Origin of the sequence: Paenibacillus sp. MB22_1 (assembly GCF_047200555.1) — a bacterium.
GTDB classification, from domain to species: domain Bacteria; phylum Bacillota; class Bacilli; order Paenibacillales; family Paenibacillaceae; genus Fontibacillus; species Fontibacillus phoenicis.
Genome location: NZ_JBLADV010000001.1, coordinates 1,072,450 through 1,093,540 on the forward strand (window position 1 = coordinate 1,072,450; position 21,091 = coordinate 1,093,540).

Sequence of the window (21,091 nt, forward strand, 5' to 3'; positions counted from 1 at the left end):
CATTGGAGTCAAGTTGACCCCCTTATGCTAGCTCAGGGGGAACGTGTGCTGCGTATTTTGCGAGATGGCGGGCACCAGGCTTTTTTTGTCGGGGGTTGTGTGCGTGATGAACTCATGGGGCGCCCGGTCCACGACATGGATATTGCTACTTCAGCGAAGCCGGATGAGGTGGTTCGGTTGTTTGAACGCACGATCCCAACGGGAATTCAGCACGGGACGGTAACGGTGATGATGGGGGATCATGCGTTTGAGGTGACGACGTTCCGCAAGGAGTCGGATTACGCCGATTATCGCCGTCCGACTTCGGTGGAGTTCGTCGATGCGGTGACAGAGGATTTGCGGCGGCGGGATTTTACGATGAATGCGATCGCCCGGGGGCTGGAAGGCGAGCTGATTGACCCGTTTGGCGGCCGGATGGATATTGAGCGCGGGCTGATCCGCTGCGTGGGCGATGCCGAAGAACGGTTTGCGGAAGATGCCCTGCGCATGATGCGGGCGGTCCGGTTCGCTTCGACCTTTGGGTTCCGCCCGGTTTTAAGCTTGTGGAAGGCGCTCCTTGCAGGTCGGGACAAGCTAGGCTACATTGCGAAGGAGCGCGTGCGGATGGAGCTGGAAAAAATAGTGCAGGGCCCGGATCCGCTGCGCGGGCTGGCCCTGCTGGAACGCAGCGGGCTGCTGCGGTACGCGAAGGCAGCGCAGGAGCCCGCTGCGGCGGAGGCGCATGGCGCCGAGGCGGGGGCGGGCGCCGCTGAGGCAACGCCAGGCGCTGCAGCCACGCCAGGCGCCATCGCCGCGCTGTCGCGGCGCCTGCTGCACCGCGAGCCGCCGCGCCGCGCGCTGCTGGCGGCGCTGCCGCTGCTGGCGCCTGCGCCGCCGGCGCTGCGCTGGTCGCTGCTGCTGCAGGCGCTTGGCGCCCCGGGCGAGGCGGCTTCCCCGCTGCTCAAAAGCTGGACGTTCCCCAACCAGACCGCCCAAGAGGCGGCTGGGATCGTCCGCTTTGACGAAGCGTGGGAAGCCATCCTGGCCGAGGCGCCAGGCGAGCGCGAGCAGCGGCGCGGCTGGATCGGCCTGCAGGTCGCGTTTGGCCGCGAGACCGCCGGGCGGTGGCTGCACCGCCAGCAGGCGGTGGTGCAAGCGGCCATAGGCGACGACGCCAAGCGGCAGGCCGACCAGGCCATCCTGGCACGCGCGGGCCAGTGGCACCGCGAGGTGCAAGTACATACGCTGAAGGAGCTGGCCATCAGCGGCGGCGAAGTGCTGCAAACGGCCGGCCGCAAAGGCGGCCCTTGGCTTAGCGAACTGCTGAAGCAACTGCTGATCGCAGTTGCCGCAGGTGAGCTGCCCAACGACCGGCTAACTCTCCTGAAACATGTGGAAACGGTGGTGAAGAATGATGGAAGCAAACCGATTGCTTGACATGCTGCTGGAGCATCCGGGGCAATATATATCTGGCGAGGAGCTCAGCCGCCGGCTGTCGATCAGCCGGACGGCGGTATGGAAGCAAATCGCCAAGCTGCGCGAAGAAGGCTACGAATTTGAGTCCGCCCCGCGCAGGGGATACCGGTTGACTCGGCAGCCCGACAAGCTGAGTCAAGCCGGTTTGCTGCATGCCTTGCAGGGGACGAAGACGTTTGGACAACGGCTGAAGCTGCTGGACAGCACGTCCTCCACGCAGGAAGAAGTCCGCAAGCTGGCGGAGGAAGGCGCGCCTCACGGCACCCTTGTGCTCGCCGAAGAGCAGACGGCGGGGCGCGGGCGCCAAGGTCGCCGCTGGTATTCACCGCCGGGCAAAGGCGTGTGGATGAGCCTATTACTGCGTCCCGACCGCCAACCGCTGTCGATTGCGCCGCAGTTGACCTTGCTGACCGCAGTGGCGGTTTGCCGCGCCATACGGAAAGTCACCGGCGTAGATGCCGGTATCAAATGGCCAAATGATATTTTAGCCCGCGGCCGTAAGCTGTGCGGCATTATCGTGGAGTCTGCGGCGGAGGACGAGCTGATCCGGTACGCCGTCGCCGGGATTGGCATTGATGTCAATCTGACGGCTGCTGACATTCCGCCGGAGCTGGAGACCATCGCGACCTCATTATGTATTGAAAGCGGGCGGCGGATTGATCGGACAAGCTTGATCGGCGCGGTGATCAAGGAGCTGGAGCAGCTTTACGAGCTTTATATCCAGGAAGGTTTTGCACCGATCGGCCACTTGTGGGAGGCGCTGTCGGTCACGTTGGGCCGAGAGATCACCGTGCATACGCCAAACGGGGTGCTCCAAGGCACAGCAACCGGATTGGATTCGAGCGGCGCATTATTCCTTTTGGATCAGAATGGCAAACATTTCACGATATTCTCTGGAGAAGTACAACTTGGCGGATGAAAAAAATAACGTAATTTGTTATACTGAGCACAGGAGGCGGTATCGGCATCGTTCTGAACTGCACTCCGGTTGCTTGTCGGAGGTATGAATGTGGTGAAAGTTCAAACCGTCGGCCGACTTTTTGAACGACCACAAATCAAGTTGCGTTGGATTCTGCTCTGAGCCGAAAGAGGACCGAGACAGAAGAACGAGGATATAACTCACTCTTCTTTGGACTTCGGACCTTTTTAGTGCCAAACTAAAAGGTTTTTTTGTTGTGCGCGTTTTTGGAGGACTCGCACAAAGTCAAACCGAAGGAGATGGATCAAATGGCAGGGAAACAAGCTTTAAACATTGTGAAAATGAAAAAAATGAAGCAAGACGGCATTCCGCTCGCGATGATTACCGCCTACGACTATCCGTCGGCCCAACTGGCCGAGGAAGCGGGTGCGGATTTGCTGCTCGTCGGAGACTCGCTGGGCAACGTTGTTCTCGGGTATGATTCGACGATCCCCGTAACATTGGACGATATGGTATACCATGCCCGTTCCGTTGCGCGCGGGGCGCAGCATACCTTCATCGTGGTTGACATGCCGTTTATGACATATCACGGAAGTATTGACGAAACGTTGCGGAACGTCCGCCGTTTGATGCAAGAAGGTCATGCCCATGCCGTCAAAATGGAAGGCGGTGCGGAGATCGCTCCCGCCGTCCAAGCCATCGTGCAAGCCGGGGTGCCGGTGCTGGGGCACATCGGATTGACGCCTCAATCTGTTAACCAGATCGGCGGTTACCGGGTGCAGGGCAAAGACGCTGCTGATGCGAAGCGGCTCATGGAGGATGCCAAGGCGTTGGAATGCGCCGGTGCCTTTGGTATTGTGCTGGAGCTGGTAACGGAAGAAGTGGCAACGGCGATCTCCCGCGAGTTGAGTATTCCGACCATCGGCATTGGCGCGGGACGCGGCTGCGACGGTCAAGTGCTGGTGTACCATGACGTGTTGAAATATACGGCGGATTACCGGGATAAACGGTTTGTGAAAACCTACGCCGATATTGGCGCGCAGATCCGCCAAGGGATTTTAGAATACGTTACGGATGTCAAAAACCGCTCGTTCCCGGCAGAAGAGCATGTGTTCCGCGCGGATCAAGGCGTGCAGGAATCACTGGGAACTTTGTATGGCAAAGGAAAGGTGGAAGTCCGGTCATGAAGACCTTTAACAAGATTGTCCCGCTCCGTGAACAGTTGAAGGATGCACGGTTCACAGCAGCGAAAGAAGGAAAATCAATCAAAGTTGCGCTCGTGCCAACGATGGGATATCTGCACGAGGGGCATGCAAGCTTGTTGCGTAAAGCACGGGCGGAGAACGATCTGGTAGTGCTGAGCATCTTCGTGAACCCGATCCAGTTCGGGCCGAACGAGGATTTTGAGCGCTACCCCCGCGATCCGGAGAAAGACCGGGCCTTAGCCGAGCGTGAAGGTGTGGATTTCGTCTTTTTGCCCACTGTAGAAGAAATGTATCCTGAGCCAACCCGTACTCACATTAAGGTCGACGGTTTGACTGACGTGCTGTGCGGTGCTTCCCGGCCGGGCCATTTCGACGGGGTCACTACCGTTGTAGGCAAGTTGTTTCATATCGTGCAGCCGGACCGTGCTTATTTCGGGCAAAAAGATGCCCAACAGGTGGCGGTCATTACGCGGATGGTAGAGGATTTGAACTTTGATGTCGAAGTGATTCCTTGTCCAATCGTGCGGGAAGCTGATGGATTGGCACTTAGCTCCCGAAATGTATACTTGAGTCCGGAAGAACGGCAGGCAGCGCTTGTTTTATCCCGCAGTCTTGAGGATGCAAGGGCTAAGGCAGAGGGGCAAACTCCTGTTACCGCAGGGGAGCTGCGGGCGGAAATCCGCGACACAATCAGCGCTGAACCGCTGGCGAATATCGATTATGTGGAAATTTCGGATTTTCCGGAATTGTCGCCTTTAGCGGACGATGAATGTGTTGATGCCGCTGGCCGCCAAAAAGGTGTGTTGATCGCCGTTGCCGTGAAATTTGGCACGACGCGGCTGATCGATAACGTCATTTTAACGAAGAAGGTGAACCATTAATGTATAGAACGATGATGAAATCGAAAATTCACCGCGCAACCGTGACGGAAGCTAACCTGAACTATGTGGGCAGCATTACGATCGACGAGGATCTGATGGAGGCTTCCGATCTGCTGGAGAACGAGCAGGTGCAAGTCGTCAACAACAATAACGGCGCCCGCCTGGAAACGTATGTGATTCCGGGACCTCGCGGCAGCGGCGTGATTTGTTTGAACGGTGCGGCGGCACGACTTGTGCAGCCGGGCGACAGTGTCATCATTATTTCTTATGCCCAAATGTCGCCGGAAGAAGTCCGCAGCCATAAACCAACCGTCGTGTTCGTTGACGAAAACAACAAGCCGGTGGATAAGGCGCATCAAGAACTCCATGCCATGATCCGTTAATAAGGTTGTTCAAAAAGCATCTTCGGATCACGAGGAGGCCATGGGGGAAGGGGCTCGGCGTCAGCCGGGCCCTTCGTATGTTTAATTATGATGCGGCCGCGCTACACTATTCATGCCGCTGAATTGTATTCGATTTTTCGCATATAATTGGGCCGTAGTTCGCATTACCCCCAATCTATTCGATTTTTCATATAGAATTTGGGAAATTGCCCGCTCAACCCACAATTTTGTATGAAATTTCGAATACAATGAGCTGTAAATCGCAACAAACGCTGAAATGTATTCGATTTTTCACATCCAATCAGAGAAACGGGCCATCAAAAAGTGTAATTCCTCCCTGCCGGAATGAAATCGTCCCCCGAAACAAAAAATGTACGTAAGGCTCGGACTGATTTCATTTTCGTTAGGGGGATGCGAATGATGTTTCAGCATGTGTTTGCGGAAATGAATGAGATGTTGGACGAAATCACGAGGAAATACCCCTTGGCCGGCCATGCCCAGAAGCAGGAGCTCGCGAAGAAATGGAGCCTGCTTCAGCATATGAGCGACGGCATTATCGAGGAATGGCTGAGCTTTGAGGAGAAAATGGGATATTTACGCCATGCGTTCCGGAGCCTGGAGTCCAGAGAAATTCCCGATCTTCCTGAATTGGATGACCCCGCCTTTGTGAAAGGCCAAGGATATTACAAGCTGCTGATGTTTCCCCAGGCTTCTGCCCAATTCGAGCAGGTGGTGAAGCAATTTACGGACAGCGTGTTAGCGCGGACCTATCTGGGGATGTGCCATCTGCACCTCGAGCAATATGACAAAGCCGCCAAGCATTTCTGGATTGTGCTGGAAAAGGCTGCAAATAAGCGCCTGCGTTCTATTATCTACAACGCGCTGGGGTGTATTGAGGCGCACAAGGGCGTATTTGACAAGGCAAAAGAGTACTTCAAGTTGGCTCACCACCATGATCCGTCCTTACCCGAGCCGTTGGCCAATTTGGAGGCCTGTGCGAACAGTACAGGGAAACTCCATTACGGTCCCGAGTTGACGTCGTTATTGTAGATTTATCGCTCATTGACTTGGAAATTCACGCACTTATTACGGCATGTTTTGGAAGCGATGCGAACCCCCGCTTACGGCGGCGCATCGCTTGTTTTATTTTGTGATTTTTATTACAGATATGGTTTGTATTAATTTTCAAATTGGCTATCTTCTGTTATGCTGTAAAGAGACTGGAATGAAGGGACAACTAATTGCAATGAAATATGCTGTGCTTGATTTTGAAACGACGGGTAACCAGTCCTCCGATGATATTATTCAAGTGGGACTTGCCATTATAGAGCCGGATCGATCGATTTCTCAGGTGTATCGTTCCTTCGTCAAGCCAGGCGTTCCGATCCCATCGTTTATTACGGGGTTAACGGGCATCACCGATGAGGATGTGAAGGATGCGCCGGAGCTGGACGAAGTGATGATGGAGATGGTTCCACTCCTGAACGACGTCGTGTTGGTTGGGCACAACGTAGCATTTGATTTTAATTATCTGCAGAGCGCCCTGGACAAAACGGGCTACTTGCCGTTCACCGGACGGATCCTGGACACAATGGATTTCTTGAAAATCCTGTTCCCTTCGCTGACTTCTTACCAGCTGGGGATGGTGGCGGCGGAGTTCGAGGTGGAGCATGAGCGTCCGCACCAGGCGGACAGTGACGCGCTGGCGACGGCGCTGATTTTCCTCAAATGCTTGGAGGAATGTGACCGACTGCCGCTGCTGACCTTACAGCGTTTGGCCGATCTGTTTGCAGGTGAGGACAGCGATCTCGGGTGGTTTTTTGATGCCATGGTGCAGGAGAAGGAGCGCGAAGCGCTGCCAAGCGAAGACGGCTTTGTATACTACCGCCAATTCGCCTTGCAGGTTGAAGATTGGCTTGACATTGAAGCGCCAAGGGACAGCACGGAGCGCAATCCGCTGGCGGGCGTGACCTTCGAGCAGTTTATGGAGCAGGTCCGGGAACGATTGCGGGAGCGTTTGCCGCAGTATGAGGAGCGGGAAGCCCAGAACATGATGCTGAATGAGGTCATGCGGGCTTTTGAGGAAGACAAGCATTTGCTTGTTGAAGCTGGAACGGGAACGGGCAAATCCTTAGGATATCTGCTGCCGGCCATTTACCACAGCGTCAAGAACGAAGAGAAGGTCATGGTCAGCACGCACACCATCAACCTGCAGGAACAGCTTAGGGAGCGCGATGTGCCGTTGTTGACGGAGGTCGTGCCTTTTCCGTTTCGTGCAGCCGTTTTTAAAGGTAGGCAGCATTATTTGTGCTTGCGCAAATTTGAACATAAAATAAATAGAAAAGACTTCTCAACACCTAAAGAAGAGGTGATGACGGCCGCGCAAATGGTCGTATGGCTTACCCAAACGGAAAGCGGCGATGACGAAGAGCTGAATCTCGGCAATCGCGGCGGTGATTTATGGGAGACGGTGGCCAGTGAGTCGGAATCCTGCTTAGGCCGATCCTGTCCTTGGTTCCGCAAATGCTTCTATCATCGCGCAAAACACGAAGCCGGTGTCGCGGACGTGGTCATTACGAACCACTCTAAGCTGTTTACGGACATCCAGGCGGGGCATCAGCTGCTGCCGGGTTACGAGCGGCTGGTTATCGATGAAGCGCATCATTTAGAGGATGTGGCCGGCAAGCATTTGGGGATTCATATGAAGTATTTTACGGTCGTGCATACGCTGACCCGGTTATTTAAAGACAGCAAGACGGGGCAGCTGGCCAACCTTCGCAGCTCGCTTGAAGCGTCGGGCGCGGAGAAAGCCTCAGAATGGTGCTCAGTCATCGACGGAATCTATCCAACGCTGGTGGACGTGAAGGAGAGCTGGGACAAGCTCAGCGAGCTGCTGTTCAGCTTGATGCCTGACCGCAGCGACGCCGCCCCTGGCGATCCCGGGCAATTCGTGTACCGGCTGTTGCCGAATCGAAAACCAAAGGATTGGGAGACGCTGACCGCGCTCGAAAATCAAATTTACGTAGGTCTTGGCGACGTGCTTCGGAAAGGGGAGCGCCTCCTGTCCGAAATCCGAGAAGAGCAGGACGATTATGCAGCGGAGAGCCTGATCACCGATATCAGCGGCTTGTTTAAAGATTTAGCCGGGGAACGGGAAGCGCTGCGCTTCTTCATGAAGCTGGAGAGCGAGGACACCGTCTATTGGATGGAGGCGAACGGGAACTTCCGTAGCCGGTCGCTCCAAATGTATGCGGTGCCGATTGACGTCAGCGCTCAATTGAAGCAATTTTTCTTCGACCGGAAGAAGAGCGTCGTAATGACGTCCGCGACTTTATCGGTGGATAAATCGTTCCAATATATGATCGAGCAGCTTGGCTTGACTGAGGCGGCGGAAGAGGATCGGTTGATCACAGCGATGCTGCCCTCGCCGTTTAACTACCGCGATCAGGCGTTGCTGGTGATCCCGCGCGATTTTCCAAGTGTGAAGGGCAGCGTGGGGGATGACCATTTCATTCATACGCTGGTGCAATCGCTGGCGGATGCCGCGGTGGCGACGCAAGGTCGCATGCTGGTGCTGTTTACATCCTATCGGATGCTCAGGCAGGTGTATGACCCGCTGAAGGAACTGCTCGCAGCGGAGGGAATCACGGTGATCGGACAAGGGATGGACAGCGGCAGCCGCACCAAACTGACCCGGCGGTTCCAAGGGAACAGCGCATCGGTGCTGCTCGGGACAAGCAGCTTTTGGGAAGGGGTGGATATTCCTGGCGAGGCGCTGACCAGTTTAGCGATCGTACGCTTGCCGTTCCAGCCGCCAAACCACCCGCTGATGGAAGCGAAGAGCGAACGCCTGCAGCGGGAGAAGAAGAATCCATTCATGAAACTGTCCGTCCCGCAAGCGGTTATCCGCTTTAAGCAAGGATTCGGACGACTTGTCCGCTCGTCGCAGGACCGCGGCATCGTGATCGTTTATGATACCCGGATCCTGGAATCTTATTATGGAAAATATTTCTTATACTCTTTGCCCGGACCGAAGATGGAGCATATGCCATTAACTCAGATGGTTCCGCGCATCTCGGAATGGTTAAATCCCGAAGCCTAAGCCGCTTCATAGATCGCATTGAAGAATAGGGGGAACAAGCATGAAGTCAGATAAAATTTCGGACGCTGTCGTCCGCAGACTGCCGGTTTACCTGCGTTTCTTAAATGAACTCAGCCGACGGGAGGTGCCAACGGTGTCCTCCCAGGAGCTCGGACAGAAGCTGGATCTCAATCCGGCGCAAATCCGTAAGGATTTGGCTTATTTCGGCGATTTTGGCCGGAAGGGGATCGGCTACGATGTCGCTTATTTGATTGAAAAAATTCAACAAATTCTCAATCTGGACCAACAGATTAACGTCGCGCTGGTGGGTGCCGGGAATCTGGGGCAAGCCCTTTCGAATTATAATGCGTATTTGAAGGATAATATGAAGATTGTTGCGGTGTTCGACGCTTCACCGGCTAAGATCGGCAAGCAGATCAACAACATCACGATTCAGCCGATCGAAGAGCTGGCGGAAACCGTCCGGGCGAAAAATATCCGCATCGGCATCATCACCGTGCCGGATACGGAGGCGCAACGCGTAGCGGATGAGCTGGTTGCCGCCGGAATCGGTGCGATTCTGAACTTCGCGCCAACGATTCTGAAGGTTCCGCCGGAAGTTCGGATCCATGCGGCTGACTTCACTACTGATTTGCTGAGCTTGGCTTACTACTTGGAAGACGGAAAGGAAACAAGCAACGTATGAGTCGTAAATGGTTAATTAAGAACGGGACGTTTGCCGTCTTAAATGCGGACCGTCCTGTAATTCACGGATATATGCTCGTTGAGGGCGATACGATCAGCTATATTGGCGAAGAGCGCCCGGAAGGCGTGGAAGGCGCCGAAACGTTGGACGGCAAAGGGTTGTTGTTCCTGCCGGGCCTGATCAATACCCATGGCCATGCGGCGATGTCGCTGCTGCGCGGCTATGGGGATGATATGGTGCTGCAAACCTGGCTGCAGGAGAAAATGTGGCCGATGGAAGCCAAATTTACTGCGGCGGATGTGTATGCCGGTACGGCGTTATCTGTGTTGGAAATGCTCAAGGGCGGGACGACGACGTTCCTGGATATGTACGATCACATGGACGAAGTGGCCAAAGTCGTGGAGGAATCGGGTATTCGCGCCGTGTTGATGCGCGGGGCCATCGGGTTGTGCTCCCCGGAAGAGCAAGATCAGAAGCTCAAAGAAGCGATCGCGTTTGCTCAGAACTGGCACGGCAAGGCAGAAGGCCGCATCACCACGATGATGTCGCCGCATGCACCATACACCTGCCCGCCAGCCTTTATCGAGAAATTTGTGCAAGCTGCCCATGATCTCGATTTGCCGATGCACACGCATATGTCGGAGACGCGCGCCGAGGTAGAGCAGAACGTTAACGATTACGGCGTCCGCCCGGTAGAACATTTGCTGAAGCTGGGGATGTTCTCCCGCCCGACCCTGCTTGCCCACGCTGTGCATTTGACGGACGAGGAAATCGACATCTTGGCAGCGCACGGCGTTACCATCTCGCATAACCCAGGCAGTAACCTGAAGCTGGCCAGCGGGGTCGCCCGCGTACCGGAACTCCTGAAGAAGGGCGTAGTTGTATCGCTGGGTACTGACGGTCCGGCGAGCAATAATAACCTGGATATGCTGGAGGAGATTCGTTTGGCTGCGCTGATTCATAAAGGCGTATCCGGCGATCCAACGGCGGTTCCTGCGCTGGAAGCTCTGAAAATGGGGACGGAATACGGCGCGAAATCGGTCTTCTTGCAAAATACAGGCAAGCTGGCTGCTGGCATGAAGGCGGATATCATCGCCTTAAATACGGAGCAAGCCCATTTCCTGCCGAGAACGGATTATATCTCCCATACCGTTTATTCCGCTGGCGCCAAAGATGTAGAGCATGTCTGGGTCAACGGTAAGCAGGTAGTCAAGCACGGTGCTTGTCTGACACTGGATGAAGAACGCATCCGCTACGAGGCGCAAGCGGCGTTTGAGGGACTGTTGGCACGATAATGAGCGGCGCGCGGTTTCCTGAAGGAGGCTGCTTGCTTAGGAAGGGAAAGGAAGAGTAGCTTGAGGAAGCGAACGAAATGGATCCTGCTGTCCCTCGTGATTCTGTTGATCGTGCTCCTGGGTCTCCACCGGTTTTATCTATACATTCATGAGGATACGTGGAAAGCCGAAAGAGCCGCTATCCAGCAGGCGAAGCAGGAGACGGATCTCGTCCGGGGCGACAAGGTTTGGAAGTCGGTATGGGATGAAGTTACCTGGGTCGTGCAAGGGGAGGATGCATCCGGCCGCCAAATGATGGTCTGGTTAAGGGAAGGACATGATCCAGAGGTACGCTTGCTGTCCGATGGCAAGTCCGAGAGCCAAATGCGTGAGATCATCAAACAATCGTTGCCGGGGATCCGGGTGGTTCGGCTGCTGCCAGGCATATACAATAACCAATTGGTGTGGCAGCTGTTCTATAAAGAGAAGGACCACCATTATTATCGGTTTTTCAGTTTCACGACCGGCGAAGCTTTGCCGGAAGTGTTCACCCTGCCGAACCGCTGACAGGGGGGCTATGGATCAATCATAAATAAACGGTTTCGTTGTTTAGGCGAAGAGCCTGAATCGCGGAACCGTTTTATTTTTTGGCTTGAGAAAAAGTAGCATTTCGGGGTAGAACTACTAGCGTTCATTTTTAAATATCTTCACACTTTTCTTCGAAATTTGATATACGATGTGATATACTCATATTTGTAGTTTTGATATACGGGAATATATATCACAGAGTTGATAGTTTATATAGATAAGGGGGGCATCACGTGAAACTGCGTATTGGACCAATTGCTGCAAGCATTGCTATTTCCGCCCTTGTATTATTTGGTGGATGGTTCCTATATCGGCAGTGGGCGATTGAGCGTCCGCTGGAGAATATTGTGAAGAGTGTAGATGGAGTAAATCATGTCGATATGAACGTGAAAGCGGACGAGCTGGAGCTTAAGCTGAATTTAAAGCCGGGGACGGATCTTGGTGCTCTGGTGCGTCAAATTGAGAAGAACGGGGAGAAGCAAATCGGTAGCCGAACTTTGAAGCTGGATATCGAGGATCATTCTTCGCCGGAACTTGACCAGCTGTGGGAAAACGCCATGTTTACCGTTGCTCAGGCTATGGAAAATAAGCAATATACACAAATTACAGCTGCATTGAAACAGATGGAGCAAGAAAACAGCAAGCTGAAAGCTACGGCAGAGATGGATGAGAAGAACGTGTATATCACCTTAACGGACGGACAATACAGCAAATTTATCATTTTGCCTCGTTCGCCGGAACGGATGGGGGTATGGCCAAATGCGTAAATGGATGATTGAAGCCGCGCTTGGCTTTATTCTCGTACTGATCGTGTTTCTGGCAGTGATCGGCGTTAACGTGATTCCGCTCGTTACGGCCATCGTGTTGTTCGGCGCAGTATTTACAATGCTCAAACTACGTGGCGGCATCACGATTGGAGCTGCCCAGGAACGGAAACGCAAAAAGCGCGGGCCGGCGAAGCTAACCTTCGAGCAGATCGGCGGTCAGGAGAGCGCCAAGCAGGAGCTTCGCGAAGCGCTGGACTTCATGGTGCGCCATGAGGAAATCAGCAAGTTTGGTATCCGGCCGATCAAAGGGATTTTGCTGACCGGGCCTCCCGGAACCGGGAAAACATTGCTGGCCAAAGCGGCGGCGCATTATACGAACGCGGTGTTTGTGGCCGCTTCCGGCAGTGAATTCGTTGAAATGTATGTCGGCGTGGGGGCAAGCCGGATTCGTGATCTGTTTAAGGAAGCCAGAACCCGCGCGGTTAAGGAAAACAAAGAAAACGCGATTATTTTCATTGATGAAATCGAAGTGATCGGCGGTAAGCGGGAAGGCGGACAGCAGCGTGAATACGATCAAACGCTCAACCAGTTGCTAACGGAAATGGACGGCATCTATACGTCCGACACGCCGCGGATCTTGCTGATCGCGGCGACCAACCGCAAGGAGATGCTGGACAGCGCGTTGCTGCGGCCGGGCCGTTTTGACCGGCATATCCAGGTTGATTTGCCAGACAAGAAGGGACGCCGTCATATCCTCGAACTGCATGCAGCCAACAAACCGCTGCGGGAGGACGTTGATTTGGACAAAATCGCCGAAGAATCGTTTGGCTTCTCCGGTGCTCAACTGGAAAGTGTGATGAATGAAGCGGCGATCTATGCGATGCGGGATGGCGTGGATCAAATCACTCAGGAACATTTGTCGGTTGCAATCGATAAAGTGCTGATGGGTGAGCAGACCGACCGGCAGGCCGCCGAGGAGGAGAAGCGCCGCGTGGCCATCCACGAATTGGGCCATGCGATTGCCGCGGAGGTTGTTGCCCCAGGCAGCGTCAGTCAGGTTGCATTAAGCCCGCGCGGAAGAGCGCTGGGGTATGTCCGGCACAATCCGCAGGACGAGAAGTACTTGTACACCAAATCGTATTTGGAAGGTCAAATTATGATCGCCTTGGCCGGAGCAGCCGCAGAAGAAATTTACTACGGCGGGCGCAGCACCGGGTCAAGCAACGATTTCGAGCAGGCGTTAAAGATCGTGCATACGATGATGACGTCGGGGCTGACCGAGCTTGGAATCGTGAATATGGACATGGTGACGACCGAGGTGCTGATGAACGAAAATACGCGAATTTTGGAGGATCTTGCCGCCAGAACAAAGCGGTTGCTTGAACAGCATTCAGCAGTTTTCGACAAATCCTTAGAGATATTGTTAAAAGAAGAACGTCTCTCCGGCGAGCAATTTCGTTGTCAATTTCGTGACAGCGCCCATTTACCGGCATAATTCATGATGCCGGTTATTTTTTTTTACTTTTTCTTCGTGCTAAGATATTATTATATGTTGGGTGTTAAAAGATGTATGTTTCGACATCTGGAAAACCATATTATGTACAGATGATGAAAGGATGGAGCGAGAGGACCATGAATTACAAACGAATTGGTGTCATCGGCGGCGGCACAATGGGTCAAGGCATCAGTGAAATGCTGGCTGCTAAAGGGCTGGACGTGTTGCTCGTGGAGGAGACAGCCGATAAATTGGATCATGCATATAACATGATCGAGACGAGTTTGGAGAAACAGCTCGAGAAATGGGCGATCACAAAAGCGGAGAAGAAATTGATCTTATCCCGTATTCATAAAGTTACACACTTTGCCGAACTCGGTACCTGCGATATGGTGATCGAGACCATTTCGGAAGATTTGAATGCCAAAAAAGAGGTATTCACGCAACTGGACCAAGTTTGTCCAAGCAACATTATTTTAGCAAGTAATACATCCACGCTGAGTTTGACCGAGATTGCCGGCGGAACGAAATATCCGGAGCGCGTCATCGGCATGCACTTTATTTATCCTGTTGCCAAAATCAATCTGGTGGAAATCATCCGCGGTCTGAAAACTTCGGATACGACGTTTGAAGAGACGAAGCGGTTCGTTGAAGAGGTCGTGGAGAAACGCGGCATCATGGTATACGAATCTCCGGGCTTTGTAACATCCCGGATTATTTGCGTTATGATCAATGAAGCGCTGCATGTACTGGGCGAAGGCGTTGCTTCCGCAGAAGAAATCGATGAAGCGATGCGCATGGGTTACCAATTCCAATACGGTCCGCTGGAAATGGCTGACCGCTTTGGTCTGGATTCGGTGCTGGCCGCTTTGGAACGGATGTTCCGCGAATTTGGTGAACTGAAATACCGTCCTTCCTTCGTGCTCAAGAAAATGGTCCGCGCCGGCAATTTGGGTGTTAAAACGGGCGAAGGCTTCTTTAAATACGATAAGGACGGTGATCGGCTGTGAAAGTGTTAGTTATTAATGCAGGAAGCTCCTCTTTGAAATATCAGCTGTACGATATGACGAATGAGTCCGTTTTGGCCAAAGGCCTGGTCGAACGGATTGGCATGGATTCCTCGATCCTGACCCACAAACCAACGGGTAAAGAAGAAGTGACGGAGGTCAGTGAAATTCTGGAGCATACGACGGCGATCCGTAAAGTGCTTGAGAAATTGACCGACAAAGAGCATGGCGTTCTGTCCTCGGTTGATGAGATTCAAGCGGTAGGTCACCGCGTCGTGCATGGCGGCGAAGCGTTTAAAGGTTCTGCTCTCGTTACGCCGGAAGTTAAAGCTGAAATCCGCCGCTTGTTTGATCTGGCGCCGCTTCATAACCCGCCGGCGATCATGGGGATCAATGCGTCTGAGGCGAATATGCCAGGCGTTCCAAACGTAGTGGCCTTTGATACGGCCTTCCATCAAACGATGGAAGAGAAGGTGTACTTGTACCCGATTCCGAAGGTATTGTACAAGAAGCATCGCATCCGCCGTTATGGCGCGCACGGCACTTCGCACCAATATGTCAGCCGTGTGGCAGCGGAATTTTTGAACCGTCCGATCGAAGAGCTGAAGATCATCACCTGCCACATCGGGAATGGAGCCAGCTTGACTGCGGTTAAAGGCGGAGTATCGGTGGATACCTCCATGGGTCTGACGCCTTTGGAAGGCTTGATGATGGGTACGCGCAGCGGTGACTTGGATCCAACGGTCGTTACCTTTGTGATGAATAAGGAAGAGCTGTCCATCAGCGAAGTGAACTCGATGCTGAACAAGCATAGCGGTCTGCTCGCCATCTCCGGCAGCAGCAGCGACATGCGGGACATTACAGACGGCTGGGAAGCCGGCAAACCCAATGAAACGCTGGCCTTTGAAATGTACGAATATCGCCTGCGCAAATACATCGGTGCGTATGCTGCGGCAATGAACGGGGTTGACGTCATCGTCTTTACGGCCGGCGTCGGCGAAAACTCGGCAATCGTCCGCGAGAAAACCTGTGAAAACCTCAGCTATTTGGGCGTTGAGCTGGACAAAGAACTGAACAAGGTTCGTTCCGGGGAACCACGCCGGATCTCGACTCCGAACTCCAAGGTTGAGGTTTTGGTCATCCCGACCAACGAAGAGCTGATGATTGCTCGCGATACGCTGCGGATCGTGCAGGAATCGAAGTAAAATACGGCGAATTTAAACCTTGGGTTTTAAATATCGTTATCGTTAGAGGAGAGATATAAGCATGGCGGTCAAAACTGTGATTCGTCAAGTGAATGAGCATGTCGGGGAACAGGTCGTCATCGGCAGCTGGCTCAATAACAAACGCTCCAGCGGTAAAATTCAATTTTTGCAGCTTCGGGATGGCACGGGTTACATCCAAGCCGTTGTTGTAAAGAACGAAGTGTCCGAGGAAACTTGGAACAAGGCGAAGAGCTTGACCCAGGAATCCTCGATGTACGTAACGGGTGTGATTCGTGAGGAGCCGCGAAGCAAGTCCGGTTATGAAATGACGGTTTCCGACATTGAAATCATCCAATTGACCGAAAACTATCCGATTACGCCTAAAGAACACGGGGTCGATTTCTTGATGGACCATCGTCATCTGTGGCTTCGTTCCTCGAAGCAGCGGGCGATTATGGTCATTCGGGCTGAAATTATTCGCGCCGTGCAAGAGTTTTTCGATCAAAACGGGTTTACTTTGGTGGATCCGCCAATCCTCACGCCAACTTCAGCGGAAGGAACCACGAACCTGTTCCATACGAAATATTTTGACGAAGACGCCTATCTGACGCAAAGCGGCCAGCTCTACATGGAAGCTGCTGCGATGGCGTTAGGGAAAGTGTACTCCTTCGGACCGACGTTCCGTGCTGAGAAATCCAAGACGCGCCGCCATTTAATCGAGTTCTGGATGATCGAGCCGGAAATGGCCTTCACGGATCATGAGGAAAGCTTGAAGATTCAGGAGAACTTCATCACTCATGTGGTGCAATCGGTATTGAAAAACTGCCGGGCTGAGCTGGAAGCGGTAGGCCGCGACGTGTCCAAGCTGGAAGCAATCCAAGCGCCGTTCCCGCGGATCACGTATGACGAAGCGATCGAATACCTGCATTCGCAAGGCTTTGATATTCCTTGGGGTGAGGATTTCGGGGCGCCGCATGAAACGGCGATTGCCGAACGTTACGACAAGCCGGTATTTATCACCCATTATCCGGCGGGAATCAAGGCGTTCTATATGAAGCCGGATCCGAATCGTCCGGAGGTCGTGCTGTGCGCCGATATGATTGCTCCGGAAGGCTATGGGGAAATTATCGGCGGCTCGCAACGGATCGACGATCCGGTTCTGATGGAGGAACGCTTCAAGGAGCATAACCTGTCGCCGGAAACGTACCAATGGTACCTGGACCTGCGTAAATACGGCTCGGTGCCGCATTCCGGCTTCGGCCTCGGATTGGAGCGGACCGTTGCTTGGATCTGCGGTCTGGATCACGTACGTGAGACGATTCCGTTCCCGCGGATGCTGTACCGGTTGTATCCATAAGGCAACTAGTGAAAGGTGAGCTTGCTATGGCCATGAAAGAAGGCAACAACGCTTGGGCGAAGGGAATGGCTTTTGGGATGGAGGCGGGGATGGTGAACGTCCCTTACCCGCTGCTCGCCCATTACCGGAAGCTCCGTTTAAGCGATACGGAAGCGATGTTGCTGATCCAGCTACTGGCTTTCCAGCAAATCGAGCGTAACGATTTCCCGTCGATTGAACAGCTGGAATCACGGATGGACATGGCACCCGGAACGCTTGCCCCGGTCATTCGCGGTTTATTGAAGGAAGGCTGGATCAGCATCGACGAGACGGTTGATGAAGCAACCGGCATCCATTCGGAGCATTATAATTTGCACGGAATGTACGAGCGGTTGGGCGAGTGGCTGGCTGCGCAGCCATCGGCCGACTCCGGCCGCAAACCGGTAGATTCTGCTCCTGATGTTCGGGAGGAGCCGGAACGGAACTTATTTGTTATCTTCGAAAAAGAATTTGCCCGTCCGCTTTCGCCGATGGAATGCGAGACGATCTCCAGCTGGGTGGACCAAGACCGTTATCCAGAAGAGCTGATCCGATTGGCGCTGAAGGAAGCGGTATTTGCCGGAAAGGTCCATTTCCGGTACATTGACCGGATCTTGCTGGAATGGAGCCGCAACCGCGTGCGTACAGCGGAGGACGTCAAAGCTTATACGCAACGCTTTCGCGGAGGGTTGCGATCATAGGGCGAAGTAATAGAGTGCCTTCTCCAAGAGGAGAGGGCACTCTTTTTTGTGGGGATCTTTTAGCCCTGAATCACAGCGATGACAAAGATTACCCAGCCCGCGAGGAAACTAACACCGCCTAGGGGCGTGATGGCGCCCAGCTTGCGGATGCCGGTCAAGCTCAAGGCATACAAACTGCCGGAGAACAGAATGATCCCGACAAGCAGGAGCCAACCGGCGAGGACGATTAGACCTTCGCTCTCGAGCTGTGCTGCGGTAAGACCCAGCAGAATTAACCCGATTCCGTGGGCGATATGGTATTGGATGCCGGTCTGGTATGTTTTCTGCCGATCCTCGGTCAAGCGGTTTTTTAGGGCATGGGCGCCGAAGGCACCGAGTGCGACTGCGAGGAACATCATGATTCCGCCCAAAGTAAGCAGTAAAGTCATTTTGGATCAACACCTCCACCCAAATCTTACCGATTCCCCACAAGCTCGTCAATCGGGCGAAAAAACAAGCAGCGTGTTCATAGTGAACGCGCTGCTTGTTTTATGGAGGTAGCCCTCCTTATTTGGCCGGAAGCTCAATTTGGCCGTACCCAACCGTGGTGAACCAATCCTTGACCGTATCGAAGTCATTGGAGAAGGACAAGCACAAGAGCAGGAGAATTCGGGCATGAGCCGCATTCAGGTTGTCGCCGGCGATAATACCTTCACCGCTGGAATAGTTGCTGCCCGAGCCGGTCCGGGTCGTCGTAACGAACACGACGCCTTTCTCGATGGCGGCTTTACGCTCCTCGGTCATGGCCTTCGAGATGCCGCCTGCCCCGGTGCCAGCCGTAACGATGCCTTTGGCTCCATTGGCGACAAATCCGCTGATCGCACCTGCACCTGCATCTTGATAGGAGTAGGCGATTTCGACCTTCGCCAAGTCCTTTTTGCTGATTTTGCTCAGATCAAACGGAGTTGCCCAATCTGCAGCGGATTTCAGAGCGCGGAATGGTGCGCGGTAAACGCGGATTGTTTTTTCGTCGATATATCCAAGAGCCCCAATTTCCGGAGTCACGAACGTATCGGTACGGTAGGAGTTCGTTTTCGTAACTTCGCGGGCGGCATGGAATTCGTCGTTCAGCATGACGACGGTGCCGAAATATTTCGTCTTGCCGCTCGCCGCCAACTTAATCGCATTATAGAGGTTGGCTGGAGCATCCGTCCCGATCACTGTCCAAGGCCGCATAGAACCTGTGACAACGACCGGTTTTGGACTGCGTACGGTCAGATCTAGGAAGTAGGCGATTTCTTCCATCGTATCCGTACCGGTTGTAACCACTACCCCATCTTGCGTTTTGAGTGCTTCATCTACTTTCAAAGAAAGATCATATAATTGCTCGATCGTATAGGCGCTGGAACCAGAGTTACCGAATTGATAAGTAGAAACTTCAGCGATTTGATCTTTATTTGGGAGGGAGGCTACCAGATCGGCAATCGGCAGCGAGCCGGCTCGATAGGTTTGGAAGCTCGTTTCATCCGTGGATTGCCCGGCAAGCGTGCCGCCGGTGGCGATGACCTGTACTTTCGGCAGCTTCTTTACAACTTCGGTCGCGGTAAAGGTACCTGTCACCGTTTCGGCTGCAGAAGCTGGAGAGAGATATAAATTGGGGAGCAGTGCGGTCACGGCGAGGCCGGTGACTAATAAGGTCTTCAAACTTCGAGATGTCCACTTCTTCATTCCATCAACCTCCAAGATGTTTTTTTAGTTAACGATATGTAATTAAACCTGACGCAAAATTCGTTAACTTGAGAGAAATTATAGTTTGATGTCATGTATATTGACAAACGAGTTTAAAGGCGAATAAAACGCTTAAACCTATGAATATCAAGCATTTACACTTTCTATGTTGATCACGACAGTTGTTTTAAAATATTTAAAATATCCAAATTCAATGTAATATTTTATGACATTTATTTCATTTTCGGTAGTTTGTAGCACTTTTGCGGGTTCAAACGTTTTTTCAAATAGTGTGCAGGGGCAGGGCGGACAACCGTCGTCAATATGTTGGGAGGAGGGGAGAGTTATTGATGAAAGATCGTTTGTTCTAAGATTTCAGCAGGGAGATCGCAGCGTCTTTCCGTGGCTGGTCCAGGAATATGGGACCTATGTGTACCGGGTAGCCTATTCGGTGCTACATGATGCGAAGGAAGCGGAGGATGCTGCGCAGGAAACCTTCCTGCAAATCTATAAATCTCTCCCGGAGTATCGCTCTCAAGGTCTCAAGACCTGGATGACCCGGATCGCCGTCAACAAGTCGATCGACATCAAGCGGAAGAGGGACCGGCGCAAGGAAGAGCATTGGGACCCGGCGGATCTGGACCTGCACGCAACGGATTCGGATGAAGGCAACTTGTTTGGGTTAATCGATGCCGAGCGAACGGTGGAGGTCCGTCAAAGAATTGCTGCGCTTCCGGCGGGGTATCGCCAGATCGTCACGAAATTTTACCTGGAAGGCAAAAGTCATGAGCAAATCGCCGCAGAGTTAGGAGTGGCGGTGAAAACGGTGGAATCGAAGCTGTACCGGGCAAGGGCCTATATTCGCGAGCACTGGTCAAGGGAGGATTGGGGATGAGCCAACAAAACCCAGAGAATTTGGCGTTATGGCGCAGTTATATATACGGTGAACTGGATGCGAACACGGAGTCGCGCTTGGAAGCCTTGCTGCAAGGGGATGAGGCGGCCTTTACCGCTTATGCTGCTGCACTATCCTCCTTGGAAAGCGAGCTTCCGGGACCAAAGGATGAAGAAGCCTATCGGCAATCGATCATAGAGCAGCTTCCGCATGCAAGGGAGAGTAAGGCGCGAACCAGCAGCCGCAGAACCTGGAGTCGCCATCCGCTGCTGCACTATGTGATTGCGGCGACCTTGACAGCGTTGCTGCTTGGCAGCGGTGTTTTCGATCATATCGCGGTAACGAGCAATCAACTGATGAATCGTCCGAATTCATCCTCCCTGAGCGAACGGATGATGAAGGCGACAACCGGCTGGCTTGACGGCTGGCAACGATAACAAATCAATA

20 protein-coding genes are annotated in these 21,091 nt (G+C 53.3%); 18 read left to right on the top strand and 2 right to left on the bottom strand.

The genetic code is table 11. The features are described from left to right. The first annotated feature begins 24 nt into the window (after positions 1 to 24). From ACL02P_RS04940 to ACL02P_RS05015, 16 genes are all read left to right on the top strand, one after another. On the top strand, positions 25 to 1,416 hold the full coding sequence (locus ACL02P_RS04940; protein WP_412836888.1) for a CCA tRNA nucleotidyltransferase: 1,392 nt from the start codon (positions 25 to 27) through the stop codon (positions 1,414 to 1,416). Next, positions 1,391 to 2,374, top strand: coding sequence for a biotin--[acetyl-CoA-carboxylase] ligase (locus tag ACL02P_RS04945; RefSeq protein WP_412836889.1), 984 nt, complete (start codon positions 1,391 to 1,393; stop codon positions 2,372 to 2,374). The genes ACL02P_RS04940 and ACL02P_RS04945 overlap by 26 nt, the downstream gene beginning before the upstream one ends. A 308-nt stretch (positions 2,375 to 2,682) precedes the next feature. Further along, entirely contained in the window at positions 2,683 to 3,561 is an 879-nt protein-coding gene (gene panB, locus ACL02P_RS04950) for a 3-methyl-2-oxobutanoate hydroxymethyltransferase (protein ID WP_323076707.1), read from the top strand. Next, entirely contained in the window at positions 3,558 to 4,460 is a 903-nt protein-coding gene (panC, locus tag ACL02P_RS04955; protein WP_412836890.1) for a pantoate--beta-alanine ligase, read from the top strand. Before panB ends, panC begins: the two co-directional genes overlap by 4 nt. After that, the gene (gene panD / locus ACL02P_RS04960; protein ID WP_009226975.1) at positions 4,460 to 4,843 is read left to right on the top strand and encodes an aspartate 1-decarboxylase; all 384 of its coding nucleotides are present in this window, start codon (positions 4,460 to 4,462) and stop codon (positions 4,841 to 4,843) included. Before panC ends, panD begins: the two co-directional genes overlap by 1 nt. 420 nt (positions 4,844 to 5,263) lie before the next feature. Then, positions 5,264 to 5,893, top strand: a complete 630-nt coding sequence (locus ACL02P_RS04965) for a tetratricopeptide repeat protein (RefSeq protein ID WP_412837318.1) — start codon at positions 5,264 to 5,266, stop codon at positions 5,891 to 5,893. Between the two features lie 196 nt (positions 5,894 to 6,089). Continuing rightward, the gene (dinG, locus tag ACL02P_RS04970) at positions 6,090 to 8,945 is read left to right on the top strand and encodes an ATP-dependent DNA helicase DinG (RefSeq protein WP_412837319.1); all 2,856 of its coding nucleotides are present in this window, start codon (positions 6,090 to 6,092) and stop codon (positions 8,943 to 8,945) included. 40 nt (positions 8,946 to 8,985) lie between these two features. Beyond that, entirely contained in the window at positions 8,986 to 9,630 is a 645-nt protein-coding gene (locus tag ACL02P_RS04975) for a redox-sensing transcriptional repressor Rex (protein WP_009226972.1), read from the top strand. Next, complete coding sequence (locus ACL02P_RS04980) at positions 9,627 to 10,925, top strand: amidohydrolase (RefSeq protein ID WP_260070803.1); 1,299 nt, start codon at positions 9,627 to 9,629, stop codon at positions 10,923 to 10,925. The genes ACL02P_RS04975 and ACL02P_RS04980 overlap by 4 nt, the downstream gene beginning before the upstream one ends. A 60-nt stretch (positions 10,926 to 10,985) precedes the next feature. Further along, entirely contained in the window at positions 10,986 to 11,471 is a 486-nt protein-coding gene (locus ACL02P_RS04985) for a DUF5590 domain-containing protein (RefSeq protein ID WP_009226970.1), read from the top strand. Positions 11,472 to 11,725: 254 nt separating this feature from the next. Next, positions 11,726 to 12,259, top strand: coding sequence for a hypothetical protein (locus tag ACL02P_RS04990; protein ID WP_009226969.1), 534 nt, complete (start codon positions 11,726 to 11,728; stop codon positions 12,257 to 12,259). Beyond that, on the top strand, positions 12,252 to 13,754 hold the full coding sequence (locus tag ACL02P_RS04995; protein WP_260070804.1) for an AAA family ATPase: 1,503 nt from the start codon (positions 12,252 to 12,254) through the stop codon (positions 13,752 to 13,754). The genes ACL02P_RS04990 and ACL02P_RS04995 overlap by 8 nt, the downstream gene beginning before the upstream one ends. A gap of 137 nt (positions 13,755 to 13,891) precedes the next feature. Next, positions 13,892 to 14,764 (top strand): 3-hydroxyacyl-CoA dehydrogenase family protein, encoded by an 873-nt coding sequence (locus tag ACL02P_RS05000; RefSeq protein WP_009226967.1) that lies wholly within the window; start codon positions 13,892 to 13,894, stop codon positions 14,762 to 14,764. Further along, the gene (locus tag ACL02P_RS05005) at positions 14,761 to 15,966 is read left to right on the top strand and encodes an acetate/propionate family kinase (RefSeq protein ID WP_009226966.1); all 1,206 of its coding nucleotides are present in this window, start codon (positions 14,761 to 14,763) and stop codon (positions 15,964 to 15,966) included. Before ACL02P_RS05000 ends, ACL02P_RS05005 begins: the two co-directional genes overlap by 4 nt. 61 nt (positions 15,967 to 16,027) lie before the next feature. Then, on the top strand, positions 16,028 to 17,323 hold the full coding sequence (gene asnS / locus ACL02P_RS05010; RefSeq protein WP_009226965.1) for an asparagine--tRNA ligase: 1,296 nt from the start codon (positions 16,028 to 16,030) through the stop codon (positions 17,321 to 17,323). A gap of 26 nt (positions 17,324 to 17,349) precedes the next feature. After that, a complete protein-coding gene (locus tag ACL02P_RS05015; protein ID WP_412836891.1) occupies positions 17,350 to 18,042 on the top strand; it encodes a DnaD domain protein in 693 nt (230 codons plus the stop codon). A 59-nt stretch (positions 18,043 to 18,101) separates the two neighbouring features. Here ACL02P_RS05015 and ACL02P_RS05020 read toward each other — a convergent pair whose 3' ends face one another. Beyond that, complete coding sequence (locus ACL02P_RS05020; protein WP_009226963.1) at positions 18,102 to 18,470, bottom strand: DUF423 domain-containing protein; 369 nt, start codon at positions 18,468 to 18,470, stop codon at positions 18,102 to 18,104. Between the two features lie 118 nt (positions 18,471 to 18,588). Next, on the bottom strand, positions 18,589 to 19,749 hold the full coding sequence (locus tag ACL02P_RS05025; RefSeq protein WP_412836892.1) for an asparaginase: 1,161 nt from the start codon (positions 19,747 to 19,749) through the stop codon (positions 18,589 to 18,591). A 430-nt stretch (positions 19,750 to 20,179) separates the two neighbouring features. On the opposite strand from ACL02P_RS05025, the gene ACL02P_RS05030 reads away from it, so the two are divergent. Both ACL02P_RS05030 and ACL02P_RS05035 read left to right on the top strand, forming a co-directional pair. Continuing rightward, entirely contained in the window at positions 20,180 to 20,644 is a 465-nt protein-coding gene (locus ACL02P_RS05030) for an RNA polymerase sigma factor (protein WP_412836893.1), read from the top strand. Continuing rightward, complete coding sequence (locus tag ACL02P_RS05035) at positions 20,641 to 21,081, top strand: hypothetical protein (RefSeq protein WP_412836894.1); 441 nt, start codon at positions 20,641 to 20,643, stop codon at positions 21,079 to 21,081. The genes ACL02P_RS05030 and ACL02P_RS05035 overlap by 4 nt, the downstream gene beginning before the upstream one ends. Positions 21,082 to 21,091 lie beyond the last annotated feature (10 nt).

Coding starts and splice junctions, on each gene's coding strand:
- ACL02P_RS04945 (WP_412836889.1), top strand. CDS start 1,391: ATGATGGAAGCAAACCGATTGCTTGACATGCTGCTGGAGCATCCGGGG.
- asnS (WP_009226965.1), top strand. CDS start 16,028: ATGGCGGTCAAAACTGTGATTCGTCAAGTGAATGAGCATGTCGGGGAA.
- ACL02P_RS05035 (WP_412836894.1), top strand. CDS start 20,641: ATGAGCCAACAAAACCCAGAGAATTTGGCGTTATGGCGCAGTTATATA.
- ACL02P_RS05015 (WP_412836891.1), top strand. CDS start 17,350: ATGGCCATGAAAGAAGGCAACAACGCTTGGGCGAAGGGAATGGCTTTT.
- ACL02P_RS04965 (WP_412837318.1), top strand. CDS start 5,264: ATGTTTCAGCATGTGTTTGCGGAAATGAATGAGATGTTGGACGAAATC.
- panB (WP_323076707.1), top strand. CDS start 2,683: ATGGCAGGGAAACAAGCTTTAAACATTGTGAAAATGAAAAAAATGAAG.
- ACL02P_RS04980 (WP_260070803.1), top strand. CDS start 9,627: ATGAGTCGTAAATGGTTAATTAAGAACGGGACGTTTGCCGTCTTAAAT.
- ACL02P_RS05000 (WP_009226967.1), top strand. CDS start 13,892: ATGAATTACAAACGAATTGGTGTCATCGGCGGCGGCACAATGGGTCAA.
- ACL02P_RS04975 (WP_009226972.1), top strand. CDS start 8,986: ATGAAGTCAGATAAAATTTCGGACGCTGTCGTCCGCAGACTGCCGGTT.
- ACL02P_RS05020 (WP_009226963.1), bottom strand. CDS start 18,470: ATGACTTTACTGCTTACTTTGGGCGGAATCATGATGTTCCTCGCAGTC.
- ACL02P_RS05025 (WP_412836892.1), bottom strand. CDS start 19,749: ATGAAGAAGTGGACATCTCGAAGTTTGAAGACCTTATTAGTCACCGGC.
- dinG (WP_412837319.1), top strand. CDS start 6,090: ATGAAATATGCTGTGCTTGATTTTGAAACGACGGGTAACCAGTCCTCC.
- panD (WP_009226975.1), top strand. CDS start 4,460: ATGTATAGAACGATGATGAAATCGAAAATTCACCGCGCAACCGTGACG.
- panC (WP_412836890.1), top strand. CDS start 3,558: ATGAAGACCTTTAACAAGATTGTCCCGCTCCGTGAACAGTTGAAGGAT.
- ACL02P_RS04940 (WP_412836888.1), top strand. CDS start 25: ATGCTAGCTCAGGGGGAACGTGTGCTGCGTATTTTGCGAGATGGCGGG.
- ACL02P_RS04995 (WP_260070804.1), top strand. CDS start 12,252: ATGCGTAAATGGATGATTGAAGCCGCGCTTGGCTTTATTCTCGTACTG.